We start from the raw sequence: 22,676 nt of genomic DNA on the forward strand, positions 1-22,676 counted from the left end.
CGGCCACTAATGGTGGTAGGGCTCGTTCCTCAGGATCCGGTGCGCGCGGTAGAGCTGCTCGAGCACGATCACCCGCGCGAGCTGGTGCGGGAGGGTGATCGGCCCGAACGAGACCCGCTCGTCGGCGCGGGGCAGGTCCAGCCCGTCGGCGCCGCCGATGACGAAGCAGAGATCGCGGCCGCTGGCGCGCCGCTCCTCCAGCCACGTGGCCTGGGTGACGCTGTCGCGGGCCGGGCCCTCGATCGCCAGCAGGACGCAGTGGGCGCGGTCGGGGACGCGACGGGTGACCTGCTCGGCGTCGGCGTCGTCGCGCAGCTCGATCTGCTCGAGCTTCACGTACGGGCGCAGCAGCTTCTCGTAGTGCGCCAGGTCGTCGAGGTACGGCGCGCGGGCGCGGCCGACCGCGATCAGCGAGACCTTCACCGGACGGACCGCACGGCGGAGGACGCCGTCTGCCGGCGGACCGGGGTCGCGGGGCGGGCGGGACGGCCGGGCGCGGGGGTCGGGTAGGATCCCCGCTCGGCCTGCGGACCCCGCCCGCGCCCCTCCGGGCACGACGGGGCGCTCCGCCGCGCGGACCGGTGCCCCTCGCCCCTCGCGACGGGCGCTCCGACGCACCACCTGCGGTCCCGCACCAAGGCCATCGCCCGAGTATGCACGTCGCCGTCATCTCCGACATCCACGGCAACCGCCACGCGCTGGACGCCGTCCTGGCGGACGCCGACGACCGCGGTTGCGACGAGATCTGGTGCCTCGGCGACATCGTCGGCTACGGCGCCGACCCCAACGGCTGCTGCGCGACCGTCCGCCGCTTCTCCACCGTCACGCTCGCCGGCAACCACGACCTCGTGGCCACGGGCGCCCTCTCCCCCGAGTCCTTCAGCCCCGACGCGGCGACCGCGGCGACGTGGACCCGCGACGCGCTGACCACGGAGCACCGCACGTGGCTCGCGACGCTGCGGCCCGAGGGCACCGCCCAGTCCTTCCTGCTCGCGCACGGGAGCCCGCTGCACCCCGTCTGGGAGTACGTGCTCTCCGCGGAGCAGGCCGAGCGCTCGCTCGACGCGTTCGAGGAGCAGGTCGCGCTCATCGGCCACAGCCACATCCCCCTCTCGTTCTCCCGCGACGGTACGCAGCCCGTCGTCACGGAGCGTCGCCGCGACGGCGACGAGGCCACGATCGGCGCGCGGCGCTGGCTCCTGAACCCGGGGAGCGTCGGCCAGCCGCGCGACGAGGATCCACGCGCCTCGTGGATGGAGCTGCACCCCTACGACGGCCGCGTCGCGTGGCGCCGCGTGCGCTACGACGTGGACGGCGCCGCGAAGGCGATCCGCGACGCCGGTCTGCCCTCCTCGCTGGCGGACCGCCTCGCCTACGGCCGGTAGCCTTCCCCCATCGCCTCGTCCATGCGCCCCCGCACGTCCGTACCCCTCGCGCTGAGCTGCGCCGCCGTCGCCCTGACCGGCTGCGGCGGCTCCAACCTCCTCGACGGCAGCACCGCCCAGGACCTCCAGAAGAGCCTGACGAGCGTCTCCCAGGCCGTCGACGCCGGCGAGTGCTCCGACGCGCGCAAGGCCGCCCGCACCGGGCTGCAGCGCGTGCGGGACCTGCCCTCGAGCGTCGACGGCGAGCTGCGCTCCCGCCTGCGCACGGGCTTCGAGGAGCTGCAGGACCGCATCGCCGCGGACTGCACGCCCGAGACGACGACGGAGGAGACGACGACCACGGCGCCTCCCGAGACGACGGAGGAGACGACGCCGGCCGAGCCCGCCCCCGAGCCGACGGTCCCCGAGAACACCACTCCGGAGAACACCACCCCGGACCCGTCGACGACCCCGGACGACAGCAGCGGCAGCGGCAACGGCGGCTCCGGCGGCACGGACGGCGGCGGTGGCGACGACGACGGTGGGGATGTCGGCGGCGACGACTTCGGCGGGGTCGTGCCGGGCGTCGACGGCCCGGGCGCGGCCGAGCGCGGGGTGCAGCGGTTCGAGCAGCGCAGCAAGGAGCTGCGCAAGCGCGCCGAGAAGGCCCTGCGCGAGTGGCAGAAGCGTGCCGAGAAGAACATGCGGGGCGAGGGGTGAGCAACGACCTCCTCTCGGGCCGCTACGAGCTCGGCGAGCGCCTCGGCTCCGGCGGCATGTCCACCGTGCGGCTGGCGTTCGACCGCCGCCTCGAGCGCCACGTCGCCGTCAAGCTGCTCGCGGAGCACCTGGCGGACGACCGGCAGTTCGTCTCGCGGTTCCGGCGCGAGGCGCTGTCCGCCGCGCGCCTGGTTCACAACAACATCGTCCAGGTCTTCGACTTCGGCTTCGACGACGACTCGGGCCGCTACTTCATCGTCATGGAGGCCGTGCGCGGCCAGTCCGGCGCGCAGCTGCTGCACGAGCGCGGCTATCTCTCCGTCCCCGAGACGATCTCCATCGTCGGCCAGGCCGCGCGCGGGCTGGACTACGCCCACCGCAACGGCGTGATCCACCGCGACGTCAAGCCGGGCAACATCCTCCTGGCTGAGGACGGCACGGTGAAGATCGCCGACTTCGGCATCGCCAAGGCGATGTCGGAGGAGTCCTCCATCACGCAGATCGGCTCCGTCGTCGGCACCGCGAGCTACCTCGCCCCGGAGCAGGCCACCGGCGGCGATGTCGGCCCCGCCGCCGACATCTACGCCCTGGGCGTCGTCACCTACCAGATGCTCGCCGCGCGGCTGCCCTACGAGGCGGCCTCGCTCGCGGCGCTGGCGCTCAAGCAGCAGCGCGAGGCCCCGCCGCTGCTCGACCAGCTCAACGCCGAGGTCCCGCCGGAGATCGGCCTCGTCGTCGACCGAGCGCTCAGCCTCGAGCCCGAGATGCGCTACGGCAGCGCCGAGCTCTACGCCACGGCGCTCGACGACGGCGTGAAGGGTGTCGGCCCCGCCGAGGACCCCGACCGCACGCGCGTCCTCGGCACCACCGGCGCGTTCACGGGCGCCACGGCGATCGTCCCCCGCGGCGGCGCCGACGCCATCGCGCGCGACTTCGATCCGGACGAGGACGACGACCAGCGCACGATGATGCAGCCGGCCCCGGGCCGCCGCCCGGCGCCGACGGCCGACCGCCCGGCGGTCCCGGCCCGCACCGTCCGCGAGCCCCGTCGCGCCGCGCGCGACACGACGAGCTCCTGGGCGCCGGAGCCCGCCGCGGCACCGCGGCGTGCGGCCCCGGCCGCCGGCTGGGCGCCCGAGGCCCCCGCCGCCCCGAAGGCCCGCCGCGGTCCCGGCTGCCTGGGCCGGATGGTCCGCAACCTGGTCATCCTGCTCGTGCTGCTCGCCGTCGTCGGCGGCGGCATCTACTACGTGGCCATGCGCGAGGTCGCCCCGCGCCTGCGCGACGTCGCCGGCGACTCGGTGACGAACATCAAGAACGACCTGGACAAGCTGATCCAGGACAACACGAAGTAGCCCTCCCCCGCGCCCGGCCGGCGCGGGTGGTGGGAGCCTTGTGTTCCGCCCGCCGGGCAGCCCTCGGCCTCGGCTCCGGCGAGCGGTCGCGCCGCCCCTACGGCATGACGCCGCCGCGGATCGCGGCGGCCTCCTCGCGCAGGCGCCCCTCGAGGATGCCGTTCCGCAGCCGCTGCATCACGCGCGAGACGAACGCGAGGTTGTGCTGCGTCAGCAGGCGCATCCCCAGCAGCTCCTTGTGGTGCACGAGGTAGCGCAGGTAGCCGCGGGTGAAGCCGTGCGCGCACGCGGGGCAGTCGCAGCCCTCGCACAGCGGCTCCTGGCTGTCCTTCCACCGCGCCTGGTTCAGGTCGACGCGCCAGCGGTGCTCCGGGTCCGGGATGAGCGCCATGCCGTGGCGGCCCAGGCGCGTCGGCATCGCGCAGTCGAACGTGTCGATGCCCTGCTCCACGCCGCGGACGAGGTCGTCGATCTCGCCGATCCCCAGGAGGTGGCGTGGCTTGAGCTCGTGCGCGCCGCCCAGGCGGGCGGTCGCCCAGCCGACGACCTCGTTCATCTGGTCCTTGTGCTCGCCGAGCGAGCCGCCGATCGCCACCGCGTCGACCCGCGAGGCGGCCACGTGCTCCGTCGCCTCGACCCGCAGGTCCTCGTACACGCCGCCCTGCACGATGCCGTAGACGAGCTGCCAGCCCGGGGCGTGCTGCTCGTGCCAGGTCAGGCAGCGCTCGAGCCAGCGGTGCGTGCGCTCCGTGGAGCGCGCCGTGTACTCGCGGTCGACGTTGAAGGGCGTGCACTCGTCGAAGACGACGGCCAGGTCGGTGCCCAGCGCGGCCTGGACCTCCATCGACCGCTCGGGCGACAGCGCCTGCTTCGAGCCGTCGACGTAGGAGCGGAACCGCACGCCGGACTCCTCGATCGCGTCGATGCGCCCGTGCCCTCGCAGCCCCTTGCCGGCGGTGCGGCCCTTGATCTCGTCCGCCACGGTGCCGTGGCCCATCGAGAAGACCTGGAACCCGCCGGAGTCGGTGATGATCGGGCCGTCCCAGCCCATGAACTCGTGCAGCCCGCCCTGGCGACGGATCAGCTCGTGCCCGGGCGTGAGCATCAGGTGGAACGTGTTGCCCAGGACGATGTCGAAGCCCAGCTCCCGGACCTCGGACGGCAGCAGCCCGCGCACCGTCGCCTTCGTGGCGAGCGGGACGAACCCGGGCGTGCGGACCTCGCCGTGCGCGGTCGTGATGACGCCCGCGCGGGCGCGCAGGCCGTCGTCCTCCGCGCGTGCCTCGATGCGGAACACCTCGCGCGGGCGCTCCGCGGCGGGGCGCGGCGGAGCGTCGAGGGACGGGGAGGACGGGGCGGAAGACGGCTCGGCCATGAACGGTCATCGTAGGCCCCGCGGCCGGACGGCCGGGCCCCGGTCCCCGCACTCCTCGCGCCCCGGGCCGGGACGCACGTCGACCCGCCGGCAGCGGGTCGAACGGCGATCCCGCCGCCCTCGCGGACGGCGGGCCGGGTACTGCGGGACCGGGCCTACGCCGCGGTGGTCGCCGGCTCCGCGGCGGAGCCGGCGCCCTCGCCCGCGGACGAGGCGCCCTCGATCGTCCCGGGACGACGGCCGACCTCGATCGACACGCGGCGGGGCTTCGCCTGCTCCGGCTTCGGGATCGACACCTCGAGCACGCCGCGGTCGAACGACGCGGTGATGCGGTCGGCGTCGACGCCCTCCGGCAGCGTGAGCGTGCGACGGAACTGGCCGGCGGCGCGCTCGGCGCGGATCACGCCGTGCTCGCGACGGGTCTCGTCGTGCAGCGTGCGGGCGCCGCTGAGGGTGAGGGTGTCGCCCTCCACCTCGATGGCGATGTCGTCCTCCGCCATGCCGGGCAGATCGGCGACGAGGACGAAGCTGCCCTCACGCTCGATCAGGTCCACGGCGGGCGTCCAGCGCGGCGTGCTGCTCACCGCGGGATCGAAGAACGTCGAGAAGACACGGTTGACCTCCTGCTGCAGCGAGCCGAGCTCACGAGCGGGCTCCCAACGAACGATGGCCATGACGGCTGACCTCCTGGTCGACGGGTGATGACTACGCGAGGGAGTATGAAATCTCAGTCTCGGTGTGTCAAGTCCGCGACAGCCGCCGAGACATCGAACGTCCGTTGAACCCGGCGACCGACCTACGGCACGCAACCCATCCGCCCCGCCCGGGCGGTCGGCCACTCAGTCGGCGAACACCGGCGCGGTGTACCCGAGCGACGGCGTGCCCTGCGCGTCGGGCCCGACGGCCAGCACGCGCGACTGCGTCGCGTCGTAGGAGGCCGAGCCGAGCGAGCTGCCGAGCGGGTAGGCGAGCCTGACGGTCGACGCGGCGCCGCCGCCGATCGGGGCGCGCGTGACGACGAGCGTGTCGGAGGCCTCGGCCTCCTGCAGCGTCACGAGCGCCTGCCGGTCGCGCGTGAAGCCCAGCACGAACACCGGGCGGTAGCCGCCGGAGAGGATCTGCACGTACCCCGTGCGGCTCCAGGTGCCGCGCGGCGTTCCGAACGCGACGTCGACGTCCGTCCCGGTCTCGCCGTTCACGCGGACCCGCCGGGCCGTGGCGATGGCGACCCGGTTGCGGTCGGCCACCACGTCGCTCCAGACCTCGCCGCGCCGCGACGTCCGCAGCTTCGCAACGCGCCCGATCGAGGTGCCGGTGAGCGTGGCGCGCCACAGCCCCGAGGTGTTCCGCGCCCCCGGCGTCTTCGCGTGCAGCGTGTAGTAGTAGCGGCCGCGGTCCAGGCCGACGCCGCCGATGGCCTGGCCACTGCGGGTCGTCGAGACGGAGCGCACCTGGCCCGTGTCGAGACGCACGAGGCGCAGGTCGGTCGCCCGGTCGCGACGGGTCGAGGTGACGATCGCGACGGGCGCGCCCTGCGCGTCCGTCCCCACCTCGAGCGCGGAGATCCCGTCCGGGACGACGTCCAGGAACCGGGCGACCTGCACGGCGGCCCCGGCACGCATCGTCCAGAGCTCGGCGGGACGGTCCGCGTTCGGGTCGCCGCCCGCGATGGCCGGGCGGGTGATCCACGCGACGTGCCCGTCCCCCGTGGCGGTCACCTCCACGGGCGCCTCGGCGAGCGCGACCTGCAGGGGCTGCTCGACGACGCGCAGCGTGGGCGTGGCGGCCGAGGCGACGGAGGAGGCGCCGAGCGTGGCGACCAGGGCACCGGCCACGACGGCCGCCCGGCGTGCACCGGCACGGCCGGCCGCGCCGCCCCGGCCGGCACCCGCGCGGTCGGACGGCCGCGGCAGCCCTCCGGGACGCTCGCCGGCGGTGGTGGAGGGCGGAAAGGGGATGGCGGGCGGGACGGGCGTGGCGGTGGGGACGGGCGGGATGGTGGCGGTGCGGGACATGTCTCTGCAAACGCCGGCGAGCACCCGAAGTTGCGGGATGCCAGCAAGTCGTCCCGTCGGGCCGCCCCCTGCGACCGTCGCCCCGGCGCGCCCTCAGTCGAGGCCGAGCTCGGCCAGCAGGTGGTCGAGGTCCTCCGGGCTCGGACCCCCGACGAGGTGGTCCGCCCGCAGACTCCTCCGGACCTGGAAGTGCCCGGGGTACCGTACGGCCGTGCCCATACGGAGCCGTACGAACGTCGCAGCGCGCTGGCCACGGCGAGCCCGAGGCCTGCCTCCGGGGCAACGTCGCCTCGGGACCTTCCCGCGGTTCTCCGATCAGCCGCACCGCCGGCCGCCCCCGCCGCCCGCCCGGGTCGAGCTGCGTATCGGCGGCCCGGGGCTCGCGGACCGGATCGTCGCCCTCGACGAGCTGCTCGCCCTGCCGCAGCACGAGCGGCGCAGCGACTTCCACTGCGTCACGACCTGGTCGTTCCAGGGCCTCACGTGGGGCGGCGTGTCGTTGGCCGACGTGTGGCGAGCGATCGTCGAGCCCCACGCCGACACGGCGGCGGTTGCGCCCTTCGCCGTCGCGGCCGGCGCCGACGGCTACCGCGCCGTGCTCCACCGCGACGACCTGCTGAGCGGCGACGTGCTGATCGCCCACACGTTGGACGGCGCGCCGCTCGACGCCCGCCACGGCGCCCCGCTGCGGCTCGTCAGCCCGTCCCAGTACGGCTACAAGAACGTCAAGCACCTCGCCGCCCTCGAGCTGCACGCCACCCGACCGGCGAGCACCCTCAGGCCCAAGGAGCACCTCCGGGCACGCGTGGCCCTCGAGGAGCGGCACAGCCGGATCCCGGGACGGCTGCTGCGCCTGCCCTACCGCGCCGTGGTCCCCGTGACGATCGCGGTCGCCGAGCGCCACGCCGAGCCGCGGCCGGCGGCGGACCGGGACGACGGGCCGCCGACCGACGGCCCGCGGGGACCAGCCCGCCGAGGCGGGCCGACGGACTAGGGCTTCAGCCCCGGCTCGAGCCGGTCGAGCACGCGCGTCCACAGGTCGCCGAGCAGCTCCTGCTCCTCCGGCGTCATGAGGTCGTGGAACCGCTCGCGGACCTCGTCGAGGTACTCCGCGCGGGCGGCCGTGACGCGCTGCCGACCGTCGGCGGTGAGGACGGCGTAGTAGCCGCGGGCATCGGTCTCGCAACGCTCGCGGACGACCTGGCCCTCCTTCTCGAGCCGGTCGATCAGGCGCGTGAGCCCGCTGCGGCTGAGGACGGCGAGGTTCGCCAGGTCGGAGAGCCGCATGCGGCCATCCGGCGCGTCCGAGAGGTGCATGAGCACCTCGTAGGTGGAGTTCTGCAGCCCGTGGCGCTGCTCCAGGCCCTGCTCGAGGTCGCGCTGGAGATACGCGTAGGCCCGCAGCATGCCCCGCCAGGCGGCGAGCTCGCGCTGGTCCAGATGACGAACGGTGGTGTCGGTGTCCGGGGTCGCCATCCACACATTGTTGCACCTACAAATGCCTTTGTGAAATCGCTATGGTCGGCCGCGGGCAAGCCGCCCCACCCCCGTCTCCCCACCGTGGAGGACCTATGAGCACGAAGATCCTGGTCGCCTACTACTCGTCGACCGGCAACGTCCACCAGCTCGCGCAGGCCGTCGCCGCCGGCGCCGAGTCCACCGGTGCCGAGGTGCGCCTGCGCAAGGCGCACGAGCTCGCGCCGCAGGCCGCGATCGAGTCCAACCCCGCCTGGAAGGCGCACATCGACGCCACACAGGACGTCCCGGAGGCGACGGCGGACGACTTCGTGTGGGCCGACGGCTACGCGCTCGGCACCCCCACGCGCTTCGGCACGCCGTCGGCGCAGCTCAAGCAGCTGATCGACACGCTCGGCCCGCAGTGGGCCACGGGCCAGCTCGCGAACAAGGCGGCCACCGCCTTCGTCTCCGCCTCGAACGCCCACGGCGGCAACGAGTCGACGATCCTCACCCTGCACAACGTGTTCGCCCACTGGGGCGCCATCGTCGTGCCCACGGGCTACACGAGCGACGATCCCTACAGCGCCGGCGGCAACCCGTACGGCATCGGCTACCCGGCCGGGCAGTCCGCGGGCGAGCCGCTCCCGGACGACGTCCAGGCCGCGGCCCGCTACCAGGGCTCCCGCGTCGCCCGGGTGGCCGAGCTGCTGGGCCCGCTGCGCGGCTGAGCGCGGCCCAAGGCCACCTGCCGTCCGGCCACGCGCCGGACGGGCGGGGACGGCCGGCCCCCACGATCGGCCGCGACCCGACGGTCGGAGCCTCCGTGGTCCCGCGGCGCCCCTATGCCCCGCGGATCATCGACTCGCCCGTCATCGCCGCGGGCTGCTCGATGCCGAGCAGGTCCAGGACGGTCGGGGCGACGTCGGCGAGGATGCCCTCGTCGCGGAGCGTCAGGCCCTCGCGGGTGACGACGAAGGGCACCGGATTGAGCGAGTGCGCCGTGTTCGGCGACCCGTCCGGCTCGAGCATGTGGTCCGCGTTGCCGTGGTCGGCGGTGACGAGGCAGACCCCGCCGCTCTCCGTCACGGTGCGCACGACGTCGGCGAGGCAGCCGTCGACGAACTCGATCGCCTGGATCGCCGCGGGGATCGACCCCGTGTGCCCGACCATGTCGGGGTTGGCGAAGTTGATGATCCCGAACGTCGGGCTGCGCTCGCCCCAGAGCCGCACGAACGCGTCGGCCGCCGCCCGCGCCGACATCTCCGGCTTCTGGTCGTAGGTGGCGACGTCGCGCGGGCTGGGCACCACGTCGCGGTACTCCTCGCGGTGCTCGTTCTCGATCCCCCCGTTGAAGAAGTACGTGACGTGCGGGTACTTCTCCGTCTCGGCCACGTGGACCTGGGCGCCGCCGGTGCGCTCGATGACGTCGGCGAGCGTGATCTCGGGCAGCCGCGGCGGGAACGCGACGGGGTAGGGCCAGTCGGCCTTGTACGTCGTCATGCAGACGTAGTCGTCGACGGCCACCACGGGGGCGCCGTCCGGCGTGCCCCGGTCGACCTCGGCGAAGCCCGGCTCGGCGAGCGCGCGGGTGATCTCGCGGACGCGGTCGGGGCGGAAGTTCGTGACGATCACGGCGTCGCCGCGGCGGATCGTGGCCTCCTCCCCGACGGTCGTCGCGGCGACGAACTCGTCCGTCTCGTCGCGCGCGTAGGCGTCCTTCACGGCCTGGACGGCCGTCTCCGCGTGGTGCTGCCCCTTGCCGTGGACGAGCAGGTCGAACGCCTGCTGCACGCGGTCCCAGCGCTGGTCGCGGTCCATCGCGAAGTAGCGGCCGACGACCGAGCCGACGCGCACCGTCGTGGCGTCCGTCGACGCGTCCGCGGCCCACTCCTCGACCGTCCGCAGGTAGCCCTCGCCGCCGTGCGGCAGCGTGTCGCGACCGTCCGTGAACGCGTGGATCACGAGGTCGGAGACGCCCTGGTCGATGCCCGCGCGGATCAGCGCGTGCAGGTGCTCCATCGAGGAGTGCACGCCGCCGTCCGAGACGAGGCCGATGAGGTGCACGCGACGGCCGGCGCGCGGGTCGGTGGCCGAGGCGCGCTGCGGGACCTCGCCGGCGGAGCCCGTGGTGCTCGCGTCGCCCTGCTCCCCGCCTTCGCCGCCGAACGGATCGCCGCCCTGGCCCCCGTCGGCCGTGCCGTCGCCCGCGGGCGCGTCGCCCGTGAGCGCCAGGCGGATCGCCTCGGTCGCGGCGATCGTGCCGGTCCTCACGGCCTCGTCGATGCGGACGAGGTCCTGCTTGACGATCGAGCCGGCGCCGAGATTCAGGTGGCCGACCTCGGAGTTGCCCATCTGGCCCTCCGGCAGGCCGACCGCCGGGCCGCACGCGATGAGCTGCGCGTGCGGGTAGCGCTCCCACAGACCGTCGAACGTGGGGGTGTTCGCCAGGCTGACCGCGTTGCCCGGTCCGTCGGGGGCCAGCCCGAAGCCGTCCAGGATGATCAGCGCGACGGACGGGGCGGGGCTCATGCGCGCGCCGCCTGCACGATCGCCGCGAAGTTCTGCGGCTCGAGCGCCGCGCCGCCGACCAGCGCACCGTCGACGTCGGGAAGCGCCAGGAGCTCCTGGGCGTTGTCCGGCTTGACGGAGCCGCCGTACTGGATGCGGACGGCCTCGGCGGCCGCGGCGGAGCGGTCCGCGACGAGGGAGCGGATGAACGCGCAGGCGTCCTGCGCCTGCTGGGGCGAGGCGACCTTGCCCGTGCCGATGGCCCACACCGGCTCGTAGGCGATCGTGACCTTTGCGAGGTCCTCGTCCGCGACGTCGGCGAGGCCCTCGGTCACCTGGGTCCGCAGGACGGCCTCGGTCTCGTCGCCCTCGCGCTGCGCGTCCGTCTCGCCGACGCAGAAGATCGGGGTCAGGCCGGCGGCGAGCAGGGCGGGGACCTTCGCGCGCAGGTCGGCGTCGGTCTCGTTGAAGAGCTGACGGCGCTCGGAGTGCCCGACGACGACGCCGTGGACCTCGAGCTCGTCGAGCATCGCGATCGAGATCTCGCCCGTGTAGGCGCCCTTCTCGGCCGCGTGGACGTTCTGCGCGTAGACCTCGATGGACGAGCCGCGCGTCGAGTCGACGACGGCCTGGATCGCCGTGAAGGGCACGCAGACGCCGATCTGGACGTCGTCGATCGCGCCGGCGAGCGGCAGGAGCCCCGTGATGAACTCCTCGGCCTCGGCGATCGTCTTGTGCATCTTCCAGTTGCCGGCCACGAACGGGGTGCGGGACATCGCGAGAACCTCGGGGAGTTGGGGTGTGGGGTGATCGGGGTGCCGCCCCTCCCCCGCGTGTGCGCCGCGTGGAAGGGAGAGCGGCGGGGCCGGCGGGCGCGACGCGCCCGCCGGCTCAGGGGGCGCGGAGGACCTCGACGCCGGGGAGCGTCTTGCCCTCGATGAGCTCGAGCGACGCGCCGCCGCCCGTGGAGAGGTGGGTGACCTGGTCGCCCAGGCCGAACTGCTGCAGCGCCGCGGCGCTGTCGCCGCCGCCGACGACCGTGGTGGCGTTCGTCTCGGCGACCGCCTCCGCGACCGTGCGGGTGCCCGCGGCGAACGGCTCGAGCTCGAACGCGCCCATCGGGCCGTTCCAGAAAACGGAGCCGGCCGAGAGGATCTCCTCGCGGTACGCCTGCGCGGTCTTCGGGCCGATGTCGAGGCCCATCCAGCCGTCGGGCGTGTCGACGCCGTCGAGGTCGCGCTGCTCGGTGTCGGGCGAGAACTCGCGCCCGAGGGACAGATCGCTCGGGAGCAGCAGGCGGCAGCCCTTGAGCTCGGCGTCGCGCAGGGCGCGGGCGGCGGGCTCGACGCCCTCGTCCTCGCACAGCGAGCTGCCGATGTCGTGGCCCTGGGCCTTGAAGAACGGGAACGCCATGGCGCCGCCGATGAGGATCGTGTCGGCGCGGTCGAGGAACGCGTCGATGACGCCGATCTTGTCGGTCACCTTCGCGCCGCCGACGATCGCTACTAGCGGGCGGCCCGGGTCGGCCAGGATGCCCTCGAGCGTCTCGACCTCGCCCTGCAGCAGCAGCCCGGCGGCCTTGTGCTCGACCTGACGGGCGACGCCCTCGGTCGAGGCGTGGGCGCGGTGCGCCGCGCCGAACGCGTCGTTGACGAAGATGCCGTCGCAGAGCGCGGCGTAGGCCTTCGCCAGCGTCTCGTCGTTCTTCGTCTCGCCCGCCTCGTAGCGGACGTTCTCGAGCATCAGGATCCGGCGGTCCTTCGTGCCGGGCTCGAGCGCCGCGGCCGCGGCGGTGACCTCGTCCCCCACGACGGCCGGGGCCAGCGTCACCGACTCCTCGAGCAGCTGCATCAGCCGCGCGGCGACGGGTGCCAGGGAGAGGTCCGGGTCGACGCCCTTCGGCCGGCCGAGGTGGGCGGCGAGCACGAGGGCCGCGCCCTCGTCGAGCAGGCGGCGGAGCGTCGGGACGGCGGCGCGGATGCGCGTGTCGTCCGTGATCGCCTCGTGCGGGGCGTTCGAGTCGGCCGGCGGCTCCCCGGCGAGCGGGACGTTGAAGTCCACGCGCACGAAGACGCGCTTGCCGGCGACGGCCAGGCCGTCGAGGGTGGCGATCGGCGCCCGTCCTCCGGTGGTCGATGCGGAATCGGTGCTCATCGGAGGGCGGTCTCCTCGGGGTGTGGACGGGTCTTCGGTGCTGCGGGGGTGCTGCGGTGCCGCCGCCGTGGGGCAGCGCCTGCCTACGCCGCCGCCGGGCGGGCGGCGTCGCCCCGGTCTCGTCACCGCGGTGCGGCGACGGGACTGCGGGGCGCTGCGGGTCCTACAGGACGCGGCCGACGAGGTCGACGACGCGGTTGGAGTAGCCCCACTCGTTGTCGTACCAGGAGACGACCTTGACCATCGTGCCGTCGATGACCGACGTCAGCAGGCCGTCGACGATGGACGAGTGCGGGTCCGTGACGATGTCGGAGGAGACGATCGGGTCCTCCGTGTACTTCAGGATGCCGGCCATCGGGCCGTCGGCCGCGGCCTTGAGCGCGGCGTTGACCTCGTCGGCGGTCGTCTCGCGCTCGGCCTCGAACGTGAGGTCGACGACGGAGCCGGTCGGAGCGGGGTAGCGGATGGCGAAGCCGTTGAGCTTGCCCTTCAGCTCGGGCAGCACGAGGGACACGGCCTTGGCGGCGCCGGTCGACGTCGGCACGAGGTTCGTGGCGGCGGAGCGGGCGCGGCGCAGGTCGGCGTGCGGCGCGTCGAGCAGGCGCTGGTCGCCCGTGTAGGCGTGGATCGTCGTCATCAGGCCGTGCTTGATGCCGACGGTGTCGTTGACGACCTTGGCGAACGGCGCGAGGCAGTTCGTCGTGCAGGACGCGTTCGAGATGACGTGGTGCTGCGCCTTGTCGTACTGGTCGTCGTTGACGCCCAGGACCAGCGTGATGTCCTCGTTCTTCGCCGGGGCGGAGATGATGACCTTCGAGACGTCGCCCTTCAGGTGCGCCTTGGCCTTCTCTGCGTCCGTGAAGAAGCCGGTCGACTCGACGACGACCTGCGCGCCGACGGACGCCCAGTCGATGTTGCCGGGCTCGCGCTCGGCGAAGACCCTGATCTCGTTCCCGTCGACGATCAGGCCGTTCTCCGTGGCCTCGACGGTGCCCTGGTACGGCCCGAGGATCGAGTCGTACTTGATGAGGTGGGCGAGCGTCTTCGGGTCCGTGAGGTCGTTGACCGCCACGAACTCGATGTCGGCGCCCGACGCCTTCGCGGCGCGGAAGACGTTGCGGCCAATGCGGCCGAAGCCGTTGATGCCGACGCGTACGGTCATGGAGCCGTCCTTCAGATCGAGTCGAGGTGCGTTGCCCGGTGGCAGGCGCGGTTCCCGCCGTCGCAGCGGCGGGTTCCGGGAGCCCTGAGGCTATAGGAGCGCGCCGTGAGAGCGCCGTCACGCGGGCGCGCGCGGGACGACCGGCGGGGTGCGCCCGAAGCGGCCGGTGGCCAGCAGCTCGAACCCTCGCCCCCGTCCCCCGCTCAGGACCCGCCGCGGTGCAGCTGCCCGTAGATCTCGCGGGCCAGCTTGCCGGGGAGCCCGGGCGTCGCCTCGAGCTCGTCGCGGCTGGCGTTGACGACGCCCTCGGGCGAGCCGAAGTGCTGGATCAGCGCCTTTCGACGGGCCGGCCCGACCCCGGGCAGGTCGTCGAGGACCGAAGCCGTGAGCTTCTTGTCGCGCCGGCCGCGGTGGTGGGTGATGGCGAACCGGTGCGCCTCGTCGCGGGCGCGCTGGAGCATCTGCAGTCCCGGCGTGTCGTGCCCGAGGATCACGGGCTGGCTCTTCCCGGGCAGGAAGACCTCCTCGATCCGCTTGGCCAGCGAGACGACCGCCACCCCGCGCTCGACGAACCCCTCGAGCGCCCCGATGCCGGCGGACAGCTGGCCCTTGCCGCCGTCGATGACGATGAGATCGGGCAGCGCGGCGAACGAGGCGTCGCGGTTGGGCTCGTTCATCCCCTTCTCCTGCTGCCGGGTCCACTGCGCCATCCGGCGGCGGAGCACCTCGTTCATGCTGCGGAAGTCGTCCGGCGTGCCCTCGTCGAGGTCGCGGATGACGAACCGCCGGTACTGGTCCTTCGCGGGCATCCCACCCTCGAGCACCACCATCGACGCGACCGTCTCGCTGCCCATGAGGTGCGAGATGTCGTAGCACTCGACCCGCATCGGCAGGCGATCGAGCCCCAGCGCCGCCTGCAGGTCGTTCAGCGCGCCGGCGCGCTGCTCGCGGCTGCGCTCGGCCTTCAGGCGCTCCTGGCCCAGGGCGAGCTCGGCGTTGCGCATCGCCATGTCCAGGATGCGCCGCCGGTCGCCGCGCTGCGGGGTGGCGACGTCGACCCGCTTGCCGCGCACCTCGCCGAGCGCGTTCGAGAGCGCCTCGTGCTGGGTGACCGCGTCGGGCACGAGCACCACGGGTGGGACGACCGCCCCGGTGTAGTACCGCAGGAGGAACTGCTCGAGGACCTCGGCGATCACCGCGTCCTCGTCCACCCCGTCCTCTCCCCCGGCCGCCCGGCCGGCCGTCGCCTCGCCAGCCACGCCGGAGAGATAGAACGACTGGCGGTCGACCAGGGAGCCGTCGCGGACCTGGAACACCTGGGCGTTCGCGTCGTCACCGTCGACCGTCACGGCGATCGCGTCGAGCGAGCCGATGGAGTCGCCCGTGACGCGCTGGCGCTCGAGCAGCGAGCGCACGGACTGCAGCCGGTCCCGCTCGCGGGCGGCCCGCTCGTAGTCCTGCTCCTCGGCCGCCTCCTTCATCCGGGTCTCGATCGCGCCCTCGATCTCGCGGTAGCGGCCCGCGAGGAACGCCATCACGCCGTCGATCGAGTCCCGGTACTCCGCCTTCGAGACGAAGTCGACGCAGGGGGCCGTGCACCGTTCGATGTGGTAGTCGAGGCACGGCGAGCCGGAGCGCCGCCCGGGCTCGATCCCGCGGCAGGTGCGGTACTGGAACAGCCGGCCGAGCAGGTCGAGCGTGTTGCGCACGCGCTTGGCGTTGGAGTACGGCCCGAAGTAGCGGTAGCCCGGCCGGTGCTTCTCGCGCGTCGCGTAGACCCGCGGGTAGTCCTCGGAGAGCGTGACGCAGATGTACGGGTAGGACTTGTCGTCCCGCAGCCGGATGTTGAACTGCGGCTGGTACTGCTTGATGAACCCGTTCTCGACGAGCAGCGCCTCGGTCTCGCTCGACACGAGCACGAACTCGATGTCGTCGATCACGTCGACCATCTCCACCGCTCCGCGCGTGACGGAGTTCGCGAAGTGGTTGGCGACCCGCTTGCGGATCGAGATCGCCTTACCGACGTAGATGACCGTGCCGTTGCGGTCCCGGAAGAGGTAGACCCCGGGCCCGTCGGGCAGGGCGCGTCGCTGCACCTTGAGCCGCTCGACGCGCCCCGGGTCCGTGGGGCGTGCTGCCATTCCATCGAGGATACGACGCCCGGCCCCGCGGCCCGCCGCGCCCGGGTCGCCCCCGCGGACACCCGGCGACCGCGGCCGTGCGCGTACCCCGTCCCCGCCGTCGCGTCGGCGGCGCAGCGGCCCGGAACGCGCATCCCGGGAGCGGGGCGCTCCACGGCGTTCACCGGACCGCTCACGCGGTCAACCGGATGGCGAGCGCGTCGGCCAGCCCGCCCGAGGGGTCGTAGCCCTTCATGAGCGCGATGATCGTGGCGACGTAGTGACGGGTCTCGGGGTACGGCGGCACGCAGTTGCACGACCCCACCGCACCCGGTCCCGCGTTGTAGGCGGCAAGCGCCAGCGGCACCGAGCCGAACTGCCGCAGGTGCGCCGCCATCAGCTTCGCCTGCGCCGGGATCGCCTGGTCGGGGTCGAACGGGTTCGCCAGCCCGACGGACCGCGCGGTGGCCGGCATGAACTGCGCGATCCCCTGGGCGCCGGCGCCCGAGCGGGCGCCCGGGTCGAACCCCGACTCCTGCTTGAGCTGCGCGGAGAGCAGTGCGGCCGAGACCTTGAAGCGGATGCTCGCCGCCCGGATCGTGTCGCGGAACCGCTCGGGCACCCACGGCGGGATCGCCCCGGACTGCGCCGGCGCGTCGGGGTTGCGGTCCTGCTCCGCGACGTGGCTCGAGCCGGTGTCGCGGACGTAGCCGAAATGCCACGGCTCCCACGAGTACCGCTTCTTGAACCCGAAGCGCATGGAGTTCGCGGCAAGCCAGCCGTACGCCGCGGGTGGCCCCAGGTCGAGCTCGGTGCCCATCCGGTGCAGGCTCGTGCCGGGCCGGGCCACCCACTTCGGGTCCGGGTGGGCCGCAAACAGCTTGGCCTGCTCGGCGTTGGAGCGATAGCCGCTGGTCACGGTCAGGGGGTGCCCCGCCTTCGTGGCCGCGCGGTCCATCCGGTCGTAGGCGATGGCGACGTCCGGCCGCATCGGCTTGCCGTCCCGAACGGCGAAGGGCCCGCGGTACTCGTCGCCCGTAGGCGTGTCGTCGAGCGGCAGCGCCGGCGGGGAGAGCTCGGCCGTCGCGCGGACAGTCGTCCCCAGGGCGACGCCGGCGACCTGCACGCTCCCCTCCGCCTCGACCCGGACGGCGAGCGGCCCGGCCGCGTCCTCCTCCAGGTCCGGGAAGCTGACCGCGATCCCTTCCAGCCCGTTGGCCCGCGCGGCGCGTCGGGCGGCGGCCTCGGCGCGCCCCCGGTAGGCGTCGAGGCTCAAACCGGCCGGCGCTCCGGCACGCCGCGGCCAGTCCGTACGCATCCGGTCCGCCGCGGCCAGCGCTGCGACGTCGATCGCCCGCTGGCGCTCCTCGCGGCCACCCATCGCCGACGCGACGCCGCCGAGCACCACCGCCAGCATCAGGGCTACCGTCAAACCGAGCAGCACCACCATCAGCGCCTGACCCCTCTCCCCCGCGGCAGGCCCCTCCGAGGGAGGACGACCCGCGACGGTCGCGCGGCTCAGCCAGCCGGCGCGCAGCAGCGCCCGCGCCACGGGTCCCGTCGGCCGGGGCACCGCTGCGACGGCCACACCGTGCCGGGCCAGCGTCCGCTCGCAGGCTGCCACCGTGGCAGGCGCGCCATCGGCGTAGACGCGTCCCGCCCGCTCGATCGGCCTGAGGAACGGCGGCCCCCACGCGCCAGAGACCACGAGCACGACGGGCGCCAGGCCGGGCGCGGCCTCCAGGCGTTCGAGCGCCGCCACGGCCTCCACGTCGTCGGCCGGCAAGGTCACCCGGACGGTGCGCCCCACGGCGTGCGCGCGCACGCCGCAGGCCTCGGCGTCCGTGCCCCCGCGACGTGCCGCGGCGGTGCTCGACGCCTCCCCCTCCGTGCCCTCTGCGGCCTGCGGGTCCCAGGACGCCAGCACCGGCACGGCGCGGGGCGACCGCGGCAGAGCCGCGGCGACCGCCGCGGCGGCGAGCACCGCGCGGTCGGCCGGCGCCAGGACGATCGTGGCCGCCGACGTCGAAGCGGCGAGCGCCGCACGCGATCCGCCCGTCGAGCCGGCCTGCCGCCCGCGGCGCCCACGACCGGCTCGGGACTCGCGGCCGGTGCGCGGCTCGCGATCGGTGCGCAGCTCGCGGCGGGTGCGCGGCTCGCGATCACGCTCACTCCCGCGACGGTCGTCGTCGTCGAGCAGCCGGTCGCGTGCGCGATCACGACGCCGCCGCTCGCCGCCGAGCTGCCCCTTCGACCGCTCGAGCAGGCCGTCCTGCGCCTCCGCGGTCCCGCCGTCCGGCGGCTCGTCCACGTCCGCCTCCGGCCGCAGCAGCAGTCCCCACCGCCCCGAGCTCATCGGTCGTCCTCCCGCCGCGCGACGACGGTGCGCTCGGCGTCGAACGGCGCGACGAGGCTGCGCGGCCCGCTCGCCCGGACGCGTACGACGATCTGCGCGCCGTCGACGCGGATCCGCAGGCGCTCCCGGCCCACGTCGGGGACGGCGGCACGGGCCGCGTCCTCGACGTCGCGCCCCTGCATCGCCGCCAGGGCCGCCGCATGGCTGGCCAGGCCGGCGGCCTCGCCCGCCCGGTGCGCCTGGAGCGCGACGACCAGCGCGATCACGAGCGCACCGACGATCGGAGCCAGCGCGACCGTCTCGACCGACGCCTGGCCGCGCTCGCCGCCGCTCCACCCCCCGCCGCTCACCGCTGGGCCTCCAGGTGCGCGACGCCGCCGACCGTGCCGAGCGCGACCGCGGGCAGCACGGACGGGATCGGCAGGCGCACGCGGAGCGTGTCGCCGTCGCGCCGCAGGGTTGCCCGCGCCCCGCCGATCGGGGCGGCACGGCGCACCGCGGCCGCCGGATCCTTCCCGACCGCGGCCGCCCGGGCGCCCGCGCGCGCGGCGGTGCTCGCCGACCACGCGGCGTACCCGGCGAGCGTGGCCTGGAGCAGGCCGAGCAGCAGGATCGCGAGCAGCGGCAGGAGCGCCACGAGCTCGACGGACGCCTGGCCCGCAGACGGCGCGGCGGGCGGCGGAGCGGGTGGGGCGGACATGTCTCCACCCTCCCGGGGACGGCGTGACCGAACCAGACCCGGTCAGCGTCGCGGCCGTGGCGAGGCCGCTACGAAACTGTGCGCCCTACCGTCGCCGGGCCGACGACGGCCGCGAACCGCCCTCAGGCGTAGTCGCGGAACCGCTGCCAGACGGCCCACAGCATGAGCACGGGCATCGCCAGCAGGACCACGAAGAGCAGCGTGCCCGGGCCACTGCCGACGAGCTGCGGGCGGGCCGCGAGCGCGACCACGATGAGGCCGATCGCGCCGAACAGCATCAGCCGGTGGGCGTCACCCAGCAGGTCGATGCGGCCGCGCGTCTCGCGGTAGATGCGCACGCCGATGAGGACGAACGCAGCGAGGAAGACGACGCTGAGCGTGTTGCTCACCGCATCCGCGCCCTCGCCGCCGCTGGGCACGGCATACACGATCGCCGCGAGGGCGACGACGATCAGCGCGGTGCGCGCTCCCCTGGTCACCCCGTCAGGGTACCGCGCCGGGGGCTCGAGGCCGCCGGCACGGACGGACGTCAGCCCGTGACGCGCTCGGCGAAGGCGGCTTCGAGCTCGGCCTCGGACACGACGGAGCGGTCCTCGGCGAGGAGCTCCTCCGGCGTGCGGAGACGGCCGGCGGGACGCTCGGGCTCGGCGACGACGTCGGCGGGCTCGGGGGCGAACCGGTAGCCGACACCGAAGTGCGTGTGGATGTAGCGCCAGCCCGGCGAAGCCTTGTCGAGCTTCTGGCGCAGCTTGCGGACGAAGACGTCGACGGAGCGGTCGCCGCGGGCCATGGCGTAGCCCCAGACGCGCTGGTAGATCTCCTCGCGCTCCAGGACGCGGCCCTCGGCCGTGGCGAGCAGATCGATGAGCTCGAACTCGCGCTTCGTGAGCTCGGCGGAGCGGCCGGAGACGAAGGCCTGGAACTGGTCGCCGCGGATCTCGAGCTCGCCGGTGACGCGCGGGCCCTTCTCCTCCTGCGGCTCGACGCGACGGCGCCGGCGGGCGACGGCCTCGATGCGGGCCATCAGCTCGTCGGGGTGACAGGGCTTCGAGACCCAGTCGTCGGCGCCGAGACGCAGGCCGCGGACGCGCTGGGCGACGCTGGACTGGCCGGTGCAGACGATGATGCCGAGACCCGGCATGCGGGTCGCGACCTTCTCGAGGTACTCCCAGGCCTGCGGCCCGAGCACAGCGACGTCGACCACGAGCGCACTGAGGCGCATGGCGACGAGATCCTCGACGGGCACGGGGCTCGCGAGCACCCGCTGCTGCCAGCCGGCGCGCTCGAAGCGCTTGCCGAGGACGTGGAGAAAGCCGCTGTCGTTGTCGATCAGCGCGACGCGGAGCGTGCGCGCTGCCGACGATCCCGAAGCGGAGGCCGCGGCGCCATCTGGTGCCGGGGCGGACGTGAGCTCCTGCATCCCGAGGGAGTGTAGAGGGCGTTCGGACGGCCAACCGGCGTTCCTGCCGCCGGACACAACCTCTTCACAAGTCGTGACCCCCGGTAGGGAAGCCCCGGGACCCGCATTCCCAGTGGCCACCGAACCTCTACGCCGTATCGCCCTCGGCGGCCTGACCTGCCATCTGGCGGAGCCCCTGAGACAGCGCGTCTCGGCTCCGCGAACCCTACGCCGCGGGCTGGGGCGGGTCGTCCGACGGCCGGTTCGGGCCGCCACCCTCGCCCGTCGCATCGTCGCCCGGCGCCGCGGGACCATCGATCGGCCCCGGCGGGGGGCCGGGGGACGAGATCTCGGCGGCCTGCGCCTGGGCGCGGGCCAGCCGCGCCGTGCGGTCACCGAACTCGGGGAACGCCCCCTCGACCACGAACGCGACCTGCTCGCCGATGTCGACGGCGTTGTCGCCGATCCGCTCGAAGGCGCGGGCGACCATGGTCATGGTCATCAGCCACTCGCGGGTGTCGATGTCGTCGCCGAGCTGGATGGCCAGGCGGAAGACCTCGCGGTTGAGCTCGTTGAGCTCCTGGTCGCGGCGGACGATGTCGAGCGCCAGGTCGACGTCGCGCAGGCCGAGCGCCTGCCGGGCCTGGACGACCTCGTCGCGGGCGAGCACGCCCATCCGCAGGATCGGCTCGAGCACCTCGCGCCGGCGCGGCGGGTCGTTGCCCGTCAGCGGGATGAGCTTGGCGATGTTCACGCACTGGTCGCCCATGCGCTCGAAGTGCTTCGCCACGTGCAGCAGCGACGCCACGAGCCGCAGATCCCCCGCGACGGGCGCCTGGAGGGCGAAGAGCGAGAGGACGCCCTGGTTGACCTCGAGGTAGCGGCCGTCGACGCGGTCGTCGTCGGCGATGACGAAGGTGCCGAGCTCGACGTCCTGCTGCTCCAGGGCCTCCGTGACCCGCTCGACCTGCTGCACGATGAGGTCGAGCGCCCCGAGCGCGGTGCGCTCGAGGTTCTGCAGCTCGGCGCGGTATTGCGAGCGCGTGGTCACCTGGTCGTCCTCCGGATCACCGGATGACCCTACCCTCGTCCGTTCCGCCCGAACCCTAGGAGAACTTGCCCGACACGTACTCCTCCGTGCGGGAGTCCGAGGGGTTGGTGAAGATCTTGTTCGTCTCGTCGACCTCGACGAGGTCGCCCAGGTACATGAACGCGGTGCGGTCGCCGACGCGGGCCGCCTGCTGCATGTTGTGCGTGACGAGGACGATCGTGAACTCCTCCTTGAGCTCCTGGATCAGCTCCTCGACCTTCAGCGTCGCGATCGGGTCGAGCGCCGAGCAGGGCTCGTCCATGAGGATCACGTCGGGCTTGATCGCGATCGTGCGCGCGATGCAGAGCCGCTGCTGCTGACCGCCGGAGAGGCCGACGCCCGGGGCGTTCAGGCGGTCCTTGACCTCGTCCCACAGGCCCGCGCCGCGGAGCGCCCACTCGACGCGCTCGTCGTGGTTGACGTCCTTGATCTTGTTGAACTTGAGGCCGGCCGCGACGTTCTCGCGGATCGACATCGTCGGGAACGGGTTCGGCCGCTGGAAGATCATGCCGACCATGCGGCGGATCGCCACGACGTCGGTGTCGGCGGCGTTGATGTCGACGCCGTCCAGGAGGATCTCGCCCTCCACGCGGGCGCCCGGGATCTCCTCGTGCATGCGGTTGATGGAGCGCAGGAGCGTCGACTTGCCGCAGCCCGACGGCCCGATCATCGCGGTGACCTGGTTGGCGTGGAAGTCGAGGTCGACGCCCTTGACCGCCATGTTGTCGCCGTAGAACGACTTCACGCCGCGGAGGGCGACCTCGTGACCCTTGGCCTTGGTGGCGGGCGCCGGCGTGCCGGTGCCCCGCTCGCCGAGGTGCGCGTCCGGGTGCTGGGTCGGGGAGACGTCGCTCGGGGCGTCGGTGGAGTCGTACGTGCGGTTCGGGGCGTTCATGGGGT

Annotated in this window: 23 protein-coding genes; 5 read left to right on the forward strand and 18 right to left on the reverse strand. The window is 73.9% G+C overall.

Annotated features, from left to right (window positions below):
• Positions 1 to 6: 6 nt before the first annotated feature.
• Positions 7 to 423, reverse strand: a complete 417-nt coding sequence (locus F593_RS0113040) for a 23S rRNA (pseudouridine(1915)-N(3))-methyltransferase RlmH (protein WP_022929197.1) — start codon at positions 421 to 423, stop codon at positions 7 to 9.
• A 230-nt stretch (positions 424 to 653) separates the two neighbouring features.
• Between F593_RS0113040 and F593_RS0113045 the strand changes: the two genes are divergently transcribed.
• The 3 genes from F593_RS0113045 to F593_RS28385 are packed head-to-tail and all read left to right on the forward strand — an operon-like array spanning position 654 to position 3,439.
• Positions 654 to 1,385, forward strand: coding sequence for a metallophosphoesterase family protein (locus tag F593_RS0113045; protein WP_022929198.1), 732 nt, complete (start codon positions 654 to 656; stop codon positions 1,383 to 1,385).
• A gap of 21 nt (positions 1,386 to 1,406) precedes the next feature.
• Positions 1,407 to 2,084 carry a hypothetical protein gene (locus tag F593_RS28380; protein ID WP_022929199.1) on the forward strand — a complete coding sequence of 226 codons (678 nt, stop codon included), beginning with the start codon at positions 1,407 to 1,409 and terminating at the stop codon, positions 2,082 to 2,084.
• A complete protein-coding gene (locus F593_RS28385) occupies positions 2,081 to 3,439 on the forward strand; it encodes a serine/threonine-protein kinase (RefSeq protein WP_022929200.1) in 1,359 nt (452 codons plus the stop codon). The genes F593_RS28380 and F593_RS28385 overlap by 4 nt, the downstream gene beginning before the upstream one ends.
• Before the next feature lie 97 nt (positions 3,440 to 3,536).
• Here the strand turns inward: F593_RS28385 and tgt are convergent, their stop codons facing one another.
• The 4 genes from tgt to F593_RS31085 form a co-directional block, all read right to left on the reverse strand.
• The gene (gene tgt / locus F593_RS0113060; RefSeq protein ID WP_022929201.1) at positions 3,537 to 4,814 is read right to left on the reverse strand and encodes a tRNA guanosine(34) transglycosylase Tgt; all 1,278 of its coding nucleotides are present in this window, start codon (positions 4,812 to 4,814) and stop codon (positions 3,537 to 3,539) included.
• A gap of 155 nt (positions 4,815 to 4,969) precedes the next feature.
• A complete protein-coding gene (locus tag F593_RS25045) occupies positions 4,970 to 5,488 on the reverse strand; it encodes an Hsp20/alpha crystallin family protein (RefSeq protein ID WP_022929202.1) in 519 nt (172 codons plus the stop codon).
• A gap of 165 nt (positions 5,489 to 5,653) precedes the next feature.
• Positions 5,654 to 6,829 (reverse strand): hypothetical protein, encoded by a 1,176-nt coding sequence (locus F593_RS30360; protein WP_022929203.1) that lies wholly within the window; start codon positions 6,827 to 6,829, stop codon positions 5,654 to 5,656.
• A gap of 93 nt (positions 6,830 to 6,922) precedes the next feature.
• Positions 6,923 to 7,048 carry a hypothetical protein gene (locus tag F593_RS31085; RefSeq protein WP_281166658.1) on the reverse strand — a complete coding sequence of 42 codons (126 nt, stop codon included), beginning with the start codon at positions 7,046 to 7,048 and terminating at the stop codon, positions 6,923 to 6,925.
• Between F593_RS31085 and F593_RS30365 the strand changes: the two genes are divergently transcribed.
• Positions 7,041 to 7,823, forward strand: a complete 783-nt coding sequence (locus F593_RS30365) for a molybdopterin-dependent oxidoreductase (protein WP_022929204.1) — start codon at positions 7,041 to 7,043, stop codon at positions 7,821 to 7,823. The two genes, F593_RS31085 and F593_RS30365, sit on opposite strands and share 8 nt — an antisense overlap.
• Here the strand turns inward: F593_RS30365 and F593_RS0113080 are convergent.
• Positions 7,820 to 8,305 carry a MarR family winged helix-turn-helix transcriptional regulator gene (locus F593_RS0113080; protein WP_022929205.1) on the reverse strand — a complete coding sequence of 162 codons (486 nt, stop codon included), beginning with the start codon at positions 8,303 to 8,305 and terminating at the stop codon, positions 7,820 to 7,822. The genes F593_RS30365 and F593_RS0113080 overlap by 4 nt on opposite strands.
• A 95-nt stretch (positions 8,306 to 8,400) precedes the next feature.
• Between F593_RS0113080 and wrbA the strand changes: the two genes are divergently transcribed.
• Complete coding sequence (wrbA, locus tag F593_RS0113085; protein WP_022929206.1) at positions 8,401 to 9,015, forward strand: NAD(P)H:quinone oxidoreductase; 615 nt, start codon at positions 8,401 to 8,403, stop codon at positions 9,013 to 9,015.
• A gap of 112 nt (positions 9,016 to 9,127) precedes the next feature.
• Here wrbA and gpmI read toward each other — a convergent pair whose 3' ends face one another.
• The 12 genes from gpmI to pstB all read right to left on the reverse strand — a co-directional run bounded on the left by gpmI (position 9,128) and on the right by pstB (position 22,671).
• Positions 9,128 to 10,816, reverse strand: coding sequence for a 2,3-bisphosphoglycerate-independent phosphoglycerate mutase (gene gpmI / locus F593_RS0113090; RefSeq protein ID WP_022929207.1), 1,689 nt, complete (start codon positions 10,814 to 10,816; stop codon positions 9,128 to 9,130).
• Complete coding sequence (tpiA, locus tag F593_RS0113095) at positions 10,813 to 11,571, reverse strand: triose-phosphate isomerase (RefSeq protein ID WP_022929208.1); 759 nt, start codon at positions 11,569 to 11,571, stop codon at positions 10,813 to 10,815. Before tpiA ends, gpmI begins: the two co-directional genes overlap by 4 nt.
• Before the next feature lie 115 nt (positions 11,572 to 11,686).
• On the reverse strand, positions 11,687 to 12,949 hold the full coding sequence (locus F593_RS0113100; RefSeq protein WP_022929209.1) for a phosphoglycerate kinase: 1,263 nt from the start codon (positions 12,947 to 12,949) through the stop codon (positions 11,687 to 11,689).
• A gap of 163 nt (positions 12,950 to 13,112) precedes the next feature.
• The gene (gene gap, locus F593_RS0113105) at positions 13,113 to 14,111 is read right to left on the reverse strand and encodes a type I glyceraldehyde-3-phosphate dehydrogenase (RefSeq protein WP_022929210.1); all 999 of its coding nucleotides are present in this window, start codon (positions 14,109 to 14,111) and stop codon (positions 13,113 to 13,115) included.
• 203 nt (positions 14,112 to 14,314) lie between these two features.
• A complete protein-coding gene (gene uvrC, locus F593_RS25055; protein ID WP_022929211.1) occupies positions 14,315 to 16,252 on the reverse strand; it encodes an excinuclease ABC subunit UvrC in 1,938 nt (645 codons plus the stop codon).
• Between the two features lie 172 nt (positions 16,253 to 16,424).
• Positions 16,425 to 18,587, reverse strand: coding sequence for a transglycosylase SLT domain-containing protein (locus F593_RS28390; RefSeq protein WP_051160527.1), 2,163 nt, complete (start codon positions 18,585 to 18,587; stop codon positions 16,425 to 16,427).
• Positions 18,584 to 18,937: a hypothetical protein gene (locus tag F593_RS0113120; RefSeq protein ID WP_028721664.1), complete on the reverse strand. Its 354-nt coding sequence runs from the start codon at positions 18,935 to 18,937 to the stop codon at positions 18,584 to 18,586. Before F593_RS0113120 ends, F593_RS28390 begins: the two co-directional genes overlap by 4 nt.
• Positions 18,934 to 19,287, reverse strand: coding sequence for a TadE/TadG family type IV pilus assembly protein (locus F593_RS25065; RefSeq protein ID WP_022929213.1), 354 nt, complete (start codon positions 19,285 to 19,287; stop codon positions 18,934 to 18,936). The genes F593_RS0113120 and F593_RS25065 overlap by 4 nt, the downstream gene beginning before the upstream one ends.
• Before the next feature lie 122 nt (positions 19,288 to 19,409).
• A complete protein-coding gene (locus tag F593_RS0113130; protein WP_022929214.1) occupies positions 19,410 to 19,766 on the reverse strand; it encodes a hypothetical protein in 357 nt (118 codons plus the stop codon).
• A gap of 50 nt (positions 19,767 to 19,816) precedes the next feature.
• Positions 19,817 to 20,707 (reverse strand): response regulator transcription factor, encoded by an 891-nt coding sequence (locus F593_RS28395; protein WP_022929215.1) that lies wholly within the window; start codon positions 20,705 to 20,707, stop codon positions 19,817 to 19,819.
• Between the two features lie 205 nt (positions 20,708 to 20,912).
• The gene (phoU, locus tag F593_RS25075; protein WP_022929216.1) at positions 20,913 to 21,737 is read right to left on the reverse strand and encodes a phosphate signaling complex protein PhoU; all 825 of its coding nucleotides are present in this window, start codon (positions 21,735 to 21,737) and stop codon (positions 20,913 to 20,915) included.
• Positions 21,738 to 21,792: 55 nt separating this feature from the next.
• The gene (gene pstB, locus F593_RS0113145; protein ID WP_022929217.1) at positions 21,793 to 22,671 is read right to left on the reverse strand and encodes a phosphate ABC transporter ATP-binding protein PstB; all 879 of its coding nucleotides are present in this window, start codon (positions 22,669 to 22,671) and stop codon (positions 21,793 to 21,795) included.
• Positions 22,672 to 22,676 lie beyond the last annotated feature (5 nt).

It is taken from the genome of Patulibacter americanus DSM 16676 (assembly GCF_000420025.1).
GTDB lineage: Bacteria > Actinomycetota > Thermoleophilia > Solirubrobacterales > Solirubrobacteraceae > Patulibacter > Patulibacter americanus.